Below are 12,218 nucleotides of genomic sequence, written 5' to 3' on the forward strand. Positions count from 1 at the left end.
TAATTTTATATTTTTGTCGGGATGAAATTTACAGCAGAACAAATAGCAGGCATTCTGGAAGGCGAAGTTGTGGGCAATCCGCATGCCGAAGTATATAAGCTTGCAAAAATAGAGGAGGGCAGCGAGGGTTCGCTTACCTTTCTTTCCAATCCTAAATACCAGCAGTACATATATTCTACACAGGCATCCATAGCCATTGTTAACCGTTCTTTTGAACCGGAAACAGAAATAAGCACCACACTTATAAAGGTTGATGACGCTTATAAATCATTCACTAAGCTGCTGGAGTACTACAACCAGGTAAAACTAATGAAAAGCGGTATAGAGCAGCCTTCGTTTATATCTGATAACGTAACATATGGCGAAAACTTATACCTGGGTGCATTTTGTTATATAGGCAAAAATGTAAAAATCGGTAACAATGTAAAGATTTACCCTAACAGTTTTGTAGGTGATAATGTTACTATTGGAGACGGCTCTATACTTTTTGCAGGTGTAAGGATTTATTCTGAAACTGAAATAGGCAAAAACTGTACGATACATTCAGGCTCTATTGTAGGGTCTGACGGATTTGGCTTTACGCCAAATGAAGAAGGTGTTTATAGTAAAGTACCCCAGATAGGCAATGTAATTTTAGAGGATAACGTAGATGTTGGCGCCTGCACCACTATAGACAGGGCAACACTTGGCTCTACAATTATAAAAAAAGGTGTAAAGCTTGATAACCAAATACAGATTGCCCATAATGTTTATATTGGTGAAAATACAGTAATAGCATCGCAAACCGGTATTGCGGGTTCAACCAAAATTGGGAAGAACTGTATTATTGGCGGACAGGTTGGTATTGTAGGCCATATTACCATAGGCAATAACGTACGCATACAGGCACAATCAGGCGTTGGCAGGAGCATACCTGACGGAGAAGCCATACAGGGAAGCCCTGCACTGGGCTATTCCGATTTTAATAAATCATACGTACACTTTAAAAATCTTCCTAAAATAGTAGCTGATATAGAAGATATTAAGCAACGAAACAAACAACAAAACTAAACTGAGAACTATAATGGTTAAGCAAACCACAATAAAAAGCGAAATTTCTTTAAAAGGGGTTGGGCTGCATACCGGTAAAGAAGTTACCATGACTTTTAAGCCTGCACCAATAAACAACGGTTTTACTTTTGTAAGAGTAGACCTTGAAGGCCAGCCGATTGTAGAAGCTGACGCCAACTATGTTGTAAATACACAGCGTGGAACGAACCTTGAAAAAAAAGGTGTTAAGATACAAACATCAGAACACGTGCTTGCCGCTTTTGTTGGCTGCGATGTTGATAATGTAATCATTGAGCTTGATGCATCTGAACCGCCAATTATGGATGGTTCATCTAAGTTTTTTGTTGAAGCTATAGAAAAGGTTGGTATTGAAGAGCAGGATGCCGAGCGTAAAGTATATACGGTTAAAGAAGTAATATCTTATACGGACGAAACTACAGGCAGCGAAATTATAGTTATGCCTGCGGATGATTATCAGGTTACCGCCATGGTAGATTTTGGTACAAAAGTGCTTGGCACACAAAACGCCACACTTAAAAACATAAAAGACTTTAAAACAGAAATTGCAGATTCAAGAACGTTCAGCTTTTTGCACGAGCTTGAAGCCCTGCTTGATAACGGCTTAATTAAAGGGGGAGACCTTAACAACGCTATAGTATATGTTGATAAGGAAATTTCTCCTGAAACAATGGAAAACCTTAAAAAAGCCTTTGGTAAAGAAGACCTTACGGTAAAACCGAATGGTATACTGGATAACCTTACGCTGCATTACCCTAACGAGGCTGCACGCCACAAATTGCTTGATGTGATAGGCGACCTTGCATTAGTAGGTATCAGGATTAAAGGGAAGGTTATCGCCAACAAGCCCGGGCATTTTGTTAATACACAATTTGCAAAAAAACTATCTAAAATTATAAAAATAGAACAGCGCAACCAGGTTCCGGTATATGACCTTAACCAGGAACCATTAATGGATGTAAACAAGATTATGAGCATGCTGCCCCACAGGCCGCCGTTCCTTTTAGTTGATAAAATACTTGAAATGAGCGACAGCCATGTAGTAGGGCTTAAAAATGTTACCATGAACGAGAGCTTTTTTGTGGGGCATTTCCCCGGGGCTCCCGTTATGCCGGGCGTGCTTATAGTAGAGGCTATGGCGCAAACAGGGGGTATCCTTATACTTAGCTCTGTGCCAGATCCTGAAAATTATCTTACTTATTTCATGAAAATTGACAATGTAAGGTTTAAGCAAAAAGTATTGCCGGGAGATACATTGGTATTTAAGTGCGATCTTATTTCGCCTATACGAAGGGGTATTTGCCACATGCAGGCTAATGCTTATGCCAATGGCAGACTTGTTGCTGAGGCCGAACTAATGGCCCAGATTGTCAAAAACAGCTAAAACAGAATTGTATGAATCAACCGTTAGCATACGTTCATCCGGGGGCAAAAATTGCCAAAAACGTGGTGATAGAACCATTTACAACCATCCATAATAATGTGGAGATAGGCGAGGGTACCTGGATAGGATCAAACGTTACTATAATGGAGGGCGCCAGGATTGGCAAGAATTGTAACATTTTTCCGGGTGCGGTAATTTCTGCCGTACCACAGGACCTAAAATTCGGAGGTGAAGATTCACTTGCAATAATAGGTGATAACTGCACTGTACGCGAATGTGTTACCATCAATAGGGGTACTGTTGCTTCGGGTGTAACCAAACTCGGTAACAACTGCCTTATTATGGCTACTGCCCACATAGCACATGACTGCCACATAGGCGATAATGCCATTATTGTAAATGGTGTTGCACTTGCAGGGCATGTTACCGTTGGCAGCTATGCCATTATTGGAGGGCTTGCAGCAGTACACCAGTTTATCAGTATAGGAGACCACGCCATGATTTCCGGAGGGTCTTTAGTGCGTAAAGATGTACCGCCATTTACAAAAGCAGCCAAAGAGCCGCTCTCTTATGTAGGTATAAACTCTATAGGGCTAAGGCGCAGGGGCTTTACACCTGAAAAGATAAGGGAAATACAGGATATCTACAGGATATTATACCAAAAGAACTATAACACTACACAGGCTTTAAGCCTTATAGAAGCCGAAATGGAGGCAACACCTGAGCGTGATGAGATTATTCTTTTTATCAGGAACTCATCGCGTGGTATTATGAAAGGTTATACAGGCATTTACTAAACATTTTAATTAAGACAATATAATGGCAAGTACATCAGATATCAGGAACGGGTTATGCATTAAGTATAACAACGATATTTACAAAATTATTGAATTCCTTCACGTTAAGCCGGGTAAAGGCCCTGCATTTGTAAGGACAAAACTTAAAAGCCTTACAACCGGTAAAGTGCTTGATAATACATTTTCTGCAGGTCATAAAATTGAAGATGTAAGGGTAGAAACACACAAATTCCAGTTTTTATACCCTGAGGGAGACCAGTATCACTTTATGCATGCTGAAACGTATGAGCAGATATCGCTTAACAAGAACATTCTTGATGCCCCGGATCTTTTAAAAGAAGGAGAAAACGTAATGGTAATAATAAATACTGAAACTGATGCGCCACTTTCTGTAGATATGCCTGCATCTGTTGTGCTGGAAATTACCTATGCAGAGCCGGGTGTTAAAGGCAACACAGCTACTAATGCTACAAAACCTGCAACTGTAGAAACAGGCGCTCAGGTTAATGTTCCGCTTTTCATTAACGAAGGTGATAAAATTAAAATTGATACTTCTACTTACGCTTATATTGAAAGGGTAAAAGAATAATAAAAAGAATTTTATATAAATCTGCCGCATAAACGGCAGATTTCTTATTTTTAGTACGGTTAAAAGTTTTTCTGATGAAGTTTCCTAAAGTTTACCATCTAAAAGAAATAGCTGCTATTATTAACAGCGAATATGTGGGCGCAGATGATTTCCCGGTACATGGAATGAATGAAATCCATGTGGTTGAGCCGGGCGATATTGTTTTTGTAGACCATCCCAAGTACTATGACAAAGCGTTGCAATCGGCAGCTACAATAGTACTTATAAACAAAGAAGTAGAATGCCCCGAAGGTAAAGCGTTGCTGATATCAGATGACCCTTTCAGGGATTTTAATAAGCTTACTCGCCACTTTATGCCTTTTCAGGCAGCAGGCGCTTCTGTAGCTGCTTCTGCTAAAATAGGTGAGGGTACAGTAATACAGCCTAATTCATTTATTGGTAATAATGTAACCATTGGCAAAAACTGCCTGATACACTCTAATGTTTCAGTATATGATAATACCGTAATAGGCGATAACGTAATTATACACGCCGGTACAGTGCTTGGCGCCGATGCTTTTTATTATAAAAAACGCCCTGAAGGATTTGATCAGCTTCTTTCTGGTGGCAGGGTTGTTGTTAAGGATAATGTTGGTATAGGTGCACTTTGCACAATTGACAAAGGAGTTACCGGAGATACAACCATCGGCGAGGGCACAAAAATTGATAACCAGGTACATGTGGGGCATGACACTGTAATAGGTAAAAAATGCCTTATTGCAGCACAAACGGGCATTGCAGGCTGCGTAATTATTGAAGATGAAGTAACAATGTGGGGCCAGGTAGGCAGTACAAGCGGCATTACTATTGGCGCTAAAGCAGTAATACAGGCACAATCGGGCATTAGCAAATCGCTGGAAGGCGGTAAAGTTTATTTCGGCTCTCCGGCAGAAGAATCACGCCAGATGATGAGGCAGCTTATGAATGTGAAAAGGATACCTGAAATTTTTGAAAAACTAAAAGGCAAGTAGTATGGATGCGAAAGAACTGGTAACGGCATATTACAATTCTGATGCTTTTGGCAATCCGGATGTTATGGACAGGTTTATCCATAAAGATATGAAGATGGAATGGCGCAGCTCTAAAGGCTTTTTGCAGGTGGATAAAGAAGACCTGCTTGAACTTGTAGCAGGGCTTAAAAGGGCATATTCGTCTTACAGGCTTGATATAGGCCATATTATTGCCGATGGCGGCCGTGCCTGCGTGCGCTACACGCATTATGTCCATGCTATAGAAAATCCTTCTGAAGAAGTTGTGCTGGGCCATTTTGTCGCAATATGGGAAATAAAAGATAAAAAACTGTATAAAGGTTACCTTATGAGCCAGGTTGGATAATGCCGGGGCAAGCTCAAATAATACGCACCGTTACTTTTTTCTGGCTTATAGCCAAGCTTATTAGCTACAAAGTCTGGTTGGCTGACAGGCTTTATCCTGTGATACCGGTTTTAGATTTCAGCACCAACATGCCGGGCTATTTTCATACTATACTATTTTGCGGTTCACTACTCCTTTTTATTTACCTGCTTATTTTTCCTAAGAATAATGTGGCAATTCTATTACTTATTTTTACAGAACTGCTTTCCTGCCTTTTAGATGTAACCCGCTGGCAACCGTGGGAATATTTATACCTGTTCCTTTTTGCTATTATTGCCACTTATGGTAAAAATAAAGAAAGGCTATATATTGCCATTACACTTGTTTTAGCATCTACCTACGTGTTCAGCGGACTTCATAAACTTAATGGCGGATTTTTATATTCGGTATGGAAAATTACCATACTGCATGAACTCTTTGGCATATCGCACGAATCAGGAAAGAATTTGTTAGTACATTATTCAGGGCTATTACTGCCGGTGCTTGAAATAGCAGCAGGGCTTGGGATTTTGTTACTGAAAAACAAGAGATTACCAGTGTATATACTAATCACCATGCACTTATTTATACTGGTATTAGTAGGGCCACTGGGCACTAATTATAATGTAATCATCTGGCCCTGGAATGTTGCCATGATGTTTCTTTTATATCAGGTATCTATCAAAAACAACTATGGCTATTTTAATGCTAAAACTGTTTTAAGCGGCAGGTATGCTATAATTATTTTATTTTGGATAGTACTGCCCGTTGCCAGTTTTGGAGGCTACTGGAGCCGTTATTTTTCGTCGAGCTTATATTCAGGAAACACCTTAAACATGGATATCTGCTTTGGTGAAGGTGAAGTGCCAAAAGAAATTGACGATTTTAGAGCAAAAAAAGACAGACACAGAATATGTGATGGCAAAGCACGGCTTTCTGTACTGCATTGGGGGCTGGAAGAACTTAAAGTTCCGCCTTATCCTGAAGCCTGGTATTATAATCGTTTTAAGCAGGAGTATGAAAAAAAATATAGTAGAAGAGATGCTGCCTTTATTATGTATGCATATCCTTACAGGCAAAAGCAGCTTGCAGAATAATTTTTTTGCAAATTTAATATACAAATAGTATAATTTCTTTTATATATTTTAAGTAAAAAACTATTTTTGCATTGCGATTATAAATAATTAAAAAATATATCATGAGTGTTTTAGTAAATAAAGATTCCAAAATAATTGTTCAGGGATTCACCGGCAGCGAAGGAACTTTCCACGCAACCCAAATGATTGAATATGGCACTAACGTTGTTGGCGGTGTAACACCGGGCAAAGGCGGTACAACGCATTTAGACCGTCCTGTGTTTAATACTGTTAAAGACGCTGTAGAAATTGCAGGTGCCGATACTTCTATCATTTTTGTTCCGCCTGCCTTTGCAGCCGATGCAATTATGGAAGCCGCAGAAGCCGGTATAAAAGTAATTATTGCTATTACCGAAGGCATACCTGTTGCGGATATGATTAAAGCTTATGATTATATAAAAGATAAAGACTGCCGCCTTGTAGGCCCTAACTGCCCTGGTGTTATCACTCCGGAGGAGGCTAAGGTTGGTATCATGCCGGGCTTTGTGTTTAAGAAAGGTACTGTAGGTATCGTTTCTAAATCGGGTACGCTTACTTATGAGGCAGCCGACCAGGTAGTAAAGCAGGGATTAGGCATTACTACTGCTATCGGTATTGGTGGTGACCCAATAATTGGTACTACTACTAAAGAAGCGGTTGAACTTTTAATGAACGACCCTGAAACAGAATGTATTGTAATGATAGGGGAGATAGGCGGACAGCTTGAAGCTGATGCTGCAAAGTGGATTAAGGAAAACGGTAACAAAAAACCTGTTGTAGGTTTCATTGCCGGAGAAACTGCTCCTAAAGGCCGTACTATGGGCCACGCGGGTGCTATTGTTGGCGGCGCCGATGATACAGCCGAAGCCAAGAAACGCATCATGAGGGAAAATGGTATACACGTTGTTGATTCTCCTGCTGAAATAGGTAAAAAAGTAAAAGAAGTTTTAGGTTAATTCCTGAATCTCATATAAATAATAAACCCCGCAATTGCGGGGTTTATTGTTTTATTTGGTTCAACACCTTTCTTAAATCAATAGCATTATCAAAAAAGTCAGCCCATAGGTCACCTTTTTGTTTTACGCGCTCCGGCAGGGTTTTAATATTGAAGTTTTTAATATCAAAAATTTTATCATCGAGTTCTTCCCATTCCAGTGGGGTGCTTGCTGTAGCGCCTTCACGTGGGCGCAGGGAGTAGGCGCAGGCCATTGTTTTACCTTTGCCATTTTGCAGAAAGTCAAGATACACTTTGCCTTTGCGTTTGTCAGGCATACGTTCTAAACTGGTAATATCGGGTAGGGCGGCATGCACATGCTGACTTACAATATGTGAAAAATCCCGTGTATTATCATAAGTAAACTCAGGCTTAATAGGTATAAAAACGTGCAGCCCTTTACCGCCGCTGGTTTTCAGGTAGCCTTTTATACCGATGCTGTCAAGCACTTCCTTTACTTTCCTTGCAGTACTTAGCAGGTCTTTTAATGTAGCCTCGTTAGGGTCGAGGTCAAAAATTATGTAATCCGGATTGTTGATGCTGCCCACGCGGCTGCTCCAGGGATTGATCTCGATACACCCAAGGTTTGCCATATAAATCAGTGTTTCTTTATCATTACAGATAAGATACTCAATACTTTCACCTTTGGATGAAGAACGTATTTTGCGGGTTTTTGCCCATTTAGGCGCTTTTCCAGCCATATCTTTCTGGAAAAATCCATCTCCTTTTATGCCATTGGGTGTGCGCCGCATACTCTGTGGCCTGTCAATCAAAAAGGGGAGTACATACTCCGCCATAACATCGTAGTAGTGTATTACATCCCCTTTAGTATAACCTTCTTCGGGCCAAAATACTTTATTTAAATTAGTGACTTTAACTTTATCAGTGTCCCATCCTGTAGTATTTGTTTTTTTAGTACTTTTTTTATCCGAAACTTTTTTAGCAGATGCCTTAGTTTCATTATGTGCCGTTTCGGGAGTAAGGTGTGCTGCTTTTTCCCTAATTACCTTTTTAGGATCTTTATCTTCACGCAATGCTATGAATACAGGATGCCGCAGGCTGTCTGTTTCTGTCCATTCCGAATATTTTATTTGGGCTACCAATTCCGGCTTTATCCAGTGGATACCCTTTTCTTTCGGAGTTTCATCAAATGGCGATGTTTTCCGTTCCAGTTTTTTTAATAAGGCATGCATATCTTTCAGGCTTTCTTCATCAAAACCGGTACCCACTTTGCCTGTATAAATTAGCTTATCATCTTTATAGTAACCTAACAGCAATGAGCCAAAGCCTGTGCGTGAGCCTTTAGGGTCGGTAAACCCGCCAATTACCATTTCCTGCTCTTTGGTAACTTTTATCTTGAGCCAGTCTTTACTGCGTTTGCCAACATGGTATACCGAAGTACTTTTTTTGGCTATAATGCCTTCGCTGTTTTTTGCAGCAGCTTCTTTAAGTGCTTCAACACCTTTGCCTTCGGTGTGGGATGAAAAAAGGATGGCATCCGATTTTGGCAATAATGCTTTTGCAATTTTCTTTCGTTGCAATAATGATAGGGGAGTAAGGTCGAACCCGTTGAAGTATAGGATGTCGAATACATAACATTTCAGTTTTCCCCGGCCGGGGTTATCCTGATAGTATTGCAGCCATTGAAAGTGGCTTTGACCTTTTGTGTCTTCTACAACTATTTCGCTATCCAGAATTACATCATCGGTAATAGCTGTAAATGCCTCTACAAGTTCAGGATATTTTTTATTAAACGACAGGCCATTACGCGAAATGATGTTTACTTTTCCTTCCTGCACCTGAATCAGGGCGCGGTAGCCGTCATATTTATTTTCAAATATCCATTCGTCGTCATCAAATGCTTCATCAGTAAGTGTGGCAAGCTGTGGCCTCCACTGTGTTGGAAATGCATCCACTCTTTTTGCATCTTCCACATCTTTGGCATTTAAGCCTAATGCATCGTTACTGCTATCATCTTCAGGTATAAGGTTGTTTTTTTTAGTTTTCTTCTGTTCTTTGTTGCTTTGCCACACATCAGAATCACTGTCTTTAGCTATTTCATCAAGTGTCCTGCCTGTAAGTACCGATTGTTGCCCGAACTCTTTTTTATCGGCATATTCGTCTTTACCTTTCATTAGCAGCCATTCTTTATCCTTACCACTCATCTTTACCAAATGGTAAGAGCCTTTCAGCTTTTCGCCTTTCATTTCAATCTTTATATTGCCGTCCTTATACATTTTCCGCAGCAGCTTTTGGCTTTCGGTATAATTGCTTACGCCCTCGGCAGTATAAGTACCGGTGTCCCAAACCATAACTGTGCCACCACCGTATTGCCCTTTGGGTATTGTACCTTCAAAATCAATATAATCCATAGGATGGTCTTCTACATGCATGGCAAGCCTTTTTACAGATGTATCTGCCGAGGGGCCTTTGGGTACTGCCCAGCTAACCAGTACACCATCAATTTCAAGCCGAAAATCATAGTGCAGGTTAGAGGCAGCATGCTTTTGTACTACAAATCGCAGTTCATTCCCGCTCTTTTTTACTTTTCCTTTGGGTTCGGCGGTTTTAGTAAAGTCGCGTTTGCGGTTGTATTCAGAAAGTTTCATGGCAATTAGTTTTTAATGGCGGCAAGGCTAGCCTTTAGCTGGTCGAGCAAATCGTCTTTTGGTGCCGCTTTTTTGCGCTTGCGTGGTTCGGGTTCTTTTGGCCCTGACTTGCTTGCCGCTTTTTTCTTTATCATTTTAACCAAATCTTCTTTATAGGTGTCTTTATACTTGGTAGGGTCAAAAGGCTCTGTAAGCTGGTCTATTATTGTCATGGCCATATCCAGTTCCTTTTTGCTTATTTTTATATCTGTGGGTATTTTGGCACCTTCAGGGTCACGCAGTTCATCATTAAAGCGTATTTGTATCAGTAAAATGGCGTCTTCCTCAACCTTTAATATACCTAAATGCTGTGCGGTACGCATTACAAATTTGCATAAGCCCACTTTTTCCGATTTTTTCAATGCTTCACGCAATAATGCATACACTTTCCTGGCCTGCTTTTCAGGTTCAATTATGTAGGGTTTTTCAAGATATTTAGAGGGTATTTCTTCTTCCTTTATAAATTCAAAAATATCAATAGTGTGTGTTTTTTCTGCAGCTACGCTTTCCAGGTCACTTTTGTCCAGCACCACATAATCGCCATCTTCTTTCCTGTAGCCTTTGGCAATATCCTCCCACGGCACTTCTTTGCCATCTTTTTTGCACACCCGGACGTACTGTATAGGGCATTGGTCTTTTTTACGGATCATATCCAGGTCTATCCTGTGCTGGTTAGTGCCGCTGTATAATTTTATAGGAATGTTTACAAGCCCGAAGCTTATACTCCCTTTCCAGATAGCTTTCATGTGTGTATATTTTAAGTTTAGTACCCTTTTTTGCCAACAAAAGCGATGAGCCTTTACAGGCTATCGCTTAAGTTAATTAATTTGTGCATAAGCACATTCGGTTTTAACGTTGTGTTACAACTATTCTTCGTCTTGCTCGTGGGCGTCAAAGTTTATGTCGTTATACGCATTTTCGGTAAGTGTCATATCAGCCTGCTTTTCTTCTTCAAGCGTTTGGTGCAGCAAGTCTGCGGCATCTTCCATTCCTAAAGTTTTAGCAAAAGCACACAGGGTACCATAAGTAGCTATTTCATAATGTTCAATTTTTTGCGAAGCGGCAATTATACCCGCATCCCTTACAGGCCCCGGTTCTGTACTTTCCAGTATGTCCTGTCCTTCTTTAATAAGCCCGTCCATAGCTTCACATTTTTTTGCGGAAGCTTTTTTACCGGCAATTTCAAATACTTTTTCAAGCCTTGTTATCTGCTCTTCGGTCTCTGTTGTATGCTCATTAATGGCATGTATCAATTTTTCGCTTGTAGCGTTCTTTGCCATTTTGGGTAAAGTCTTAAGCAGTGCTTTTTCTGCCCAGTATATATCTTTAAGGCTGTCCATAAAAAGTTCTTTTAGGCCCTCTGCGGCAGATGATTTAGCTTTTACTTTTCCTGCTTTTGATGCAGTTTGCTTTGTATCTGTTGATGATTTTGATGCAGATTTTGATGCAGTAGATTTAGCAGTACTTTTTGTTGCTGATTTGGTTTCTGTTTTCATAATTTTTATTTTTGATTACTTAAATAAGCTTTTAGTCTCTGCCAAAAGTAGCCAATGCCCCAGGGAGCTGATATTAATGATATCATAAAAAACAGCTTATAACAATTATTTAACTGCCTGTATAATAGTTTACTTACAACAATGAAAAAAGCGTTTGCGCCAATTGTGCCAAAGGGTGCAAGAATACTAATACTGGGTACAATGCCGGGAGAAAAGTCTTTAGAGTTGCAGCAGTACTACGGCAACAGGGGAAACCAGTTCTGGAAGATTATATATGCAATGACCGGCGAAGATTTTAGCACCGATTATGATGAGCGGAAGGTACTGCTGGCAAAATATAAGATTGCTGTTTGGGATGTTCTGGCTTTTTGCGAAAGGACAGGCAGTCTTGACAGTGCCATTAAAAATGAGACACCTAATGACTTTGGTGCTTTTTATAAAAAGCATCCTCAAATTAAATACGTATTTTTTTCGAGTAAGAATGCCGCAGCCTATTATGATAAATATGTTGGCAGGAGTAGTGGCAAAATATATGAAATACTGCCATCTCCAAGTGGTGCTAATGCTACAAAGTCGTTTGCAGAGAAACTTGAAATATGGAAACAAAAAATGATGCCTCTGATTCTATAAATCAATGGCATCATTCCTCAAAGCAAAAAGCATAAGTTTTATGTAGTGAAATACTTTTGTAGCCTTTTTTGCTTATAGTTCCTTAATTTAGCCTGTAACATTTGC

General features: G+C 40.0%; 12 protein-coding genes. 9 read left to right on the forward strand and 3 right to left on the reverse strand.

Annotated elements, in window-relative coordinates; translation table 11 throughout:
- Positions 1 to 21 precede the first annotated feature (21 nt).
- The 8 genes from lpxD to sucD all read left to right on the forward strand — a co-directional run bounded on the left by lpxD (position 22) and on the right by sucD (position 7,301).
- The gene (gene lpxD / locus Q0K96_RS01835) at positions 22 to 1,050 is read left to right on the forward strand and encodes a UDP-3-O-(3-hydroxymyristoyl)glucosamine N-acyltransferase (RefSeq protein WP_223052273.1); all 1,029 of its coding nucleotides are present in this window, start codon (positions 22 to 24) and stop codon (positions 1,048 to 1,050) included.
- Positions 1,051 to 1,063: 13 nt separating this feature from the next.
- Entirely contained in the window at positions 1,064 to 2,452 is a 1,389-nt protein-coding gene (locus Q0K96_RS01840) for a bifunctional UDP-3-O-[3-hydroxymyristoyl] N-acetylglucosamine deacetylase/3-hydroxyacyl-ACP dehydratase (protein WP_297332304.1), read from the forward strand.
- A gap of 11 nt (positions 2,453 to 2,463) precedes the next feature.
- Complete coding sequence (gene lpxA, locus Q0K96_RS01845; RefSeq protein WP_297332305.1) at positions 2,464 to 3,249, forward strand: acyl-ACP--UDP-N-acetylglucosamine O-acyltransferase; 786 nt, start codon at positions 2,464 to 2,466, stop codon at positions 3,247 to 3,249.
- A gap of 22 nt (positions 3,250 to 3,271) precedes the next feature.
- Entirely contained in the window at positions 3,272 to 3,838 is a 567-nt protein-coding gene (gene efp / locus Q0K96_RS01850) for an elongation factor P (protein WP_223052276.1), read from the forward strand.
- A 74-nt stretch (positions 3,839 to 3,912) separates the two neighbouring features.
- A complete protein-coding gene (locus tag Q0K96_RS01855; RefSeq protein ID WP_297332306.1) occupies positions 3,913 to 4,848 on the forward strand; it encodes a UDP-3-O-(3-hydroxymyristoyl)glucosamine N-acyltransferase in 936 nt (311 codons plus the stop codon).
- 1 nt (position 4,849) lies between these two features.
- On the forward strand, positions 4,850 to 5,212 hold the full coding sequence (locus tag Q0K96_RS01860) for a nuclear transport factor 2 family protein (protein ID WP_297332307.1): 363 nt from the start codon (positions 4,850 to 4,852) through the stop codon (positions 5,210 to 5,212).
- Entirely contained in the window at positions 5,212 to 6,327 is a 1,116-nt protein-coding gene (locus tag Q0K96_RS01865) for a hypothetical protein (protein ID WP_297332308.1), read from the forward strand. The genes Q0K96_RS01860 and Q0K96_RS01865 overlap by 1 nt, the downstream gene beginning before the upstream one ends.
- Before the next feature lie 101 nt (positions 6,328 to 6,428).
- A complete protein-coding gene (sucD, locus tag Q0K96_RS01870; RefSeq protein WP_223052280.1) occupies positions 6,429 to 7,301 on the forward strand; it encodes a succinate--CoA ligase subunit alpha in 873 nt (290 codons plus the stop codon).
- A 43-nt stretch (positions 7,302 to 7,344) separates the two neighbouring features.
- Here sucD and ligD read toward each other — a convergent pair whose 3' ends face one another.
- The 3 genes from ligD to Q0K96_RS01885 form a co-directional block, all read right to left on the reverse strand.
- Positions 7,345 to 9,948 carry a DNA ligase D gene (ligD, locus tag Q0K96_RS01875; RefSeq protein ID WP_297332309.1) on the reverse strand — a complete coding sequence of 868 codons (2,604 nt, stop codon included), beginning with the start codon at positions 9,946 to 9,948 and terminating at the stop codon, positions 7,345 to 7,347.
- A 5-nt stretch (positions 9,949 to 9,953) separates the two neighbouring features.
- A complete protein-coding gene (locus tag Q0K96_RS01880; RefSeq protein ID WP_297332310.1) occupies positions 9,954 to 10,733 on the reverse strand; it encodes a Ku protein in 780 nt (259 codons plus the stop codon).
- Between the two features lie 120 nt (positions 10,734 to 10,853).
- Entirely contained in the window at positions 10,854 to 11,483 is a 630-nt protein-coding gene (locus tag Q0K96_RS01885; RefSeq protein ID WP_297332311.1) for a ferritin-like domain-containing protein, read from the reverse strand.
- 141 nt (positions 11,484 to 11,624) lie between these two features.
- Between Q0K96_RS01885 and Q0K96_RS01890 the strand changes: the two genes are divergently transcribed.
- Positions 11,625 to 12,113, forward strand: coding sequence for a DNA-deoxyinosine glycosylase (locus Q0K96_RS01890; RefSeq protein ID WP_297332312.1), 489 nt, complete (start codon positions 11,625 to 11,627; stop codon positions 12,111 to 12,113).
- Positions 12,114 to 12,218 lie beyond the last annotated feature (105 nt).

The sequence above is a fragment of the Flavobacterium sp. genome (genome assembly GCF_024305175.1).
Lineage (GTDB): Bacteria > Bacteroidota > Bacteroidia > Flavobacteriales > Flavobacteriaceae > Flavobacterium.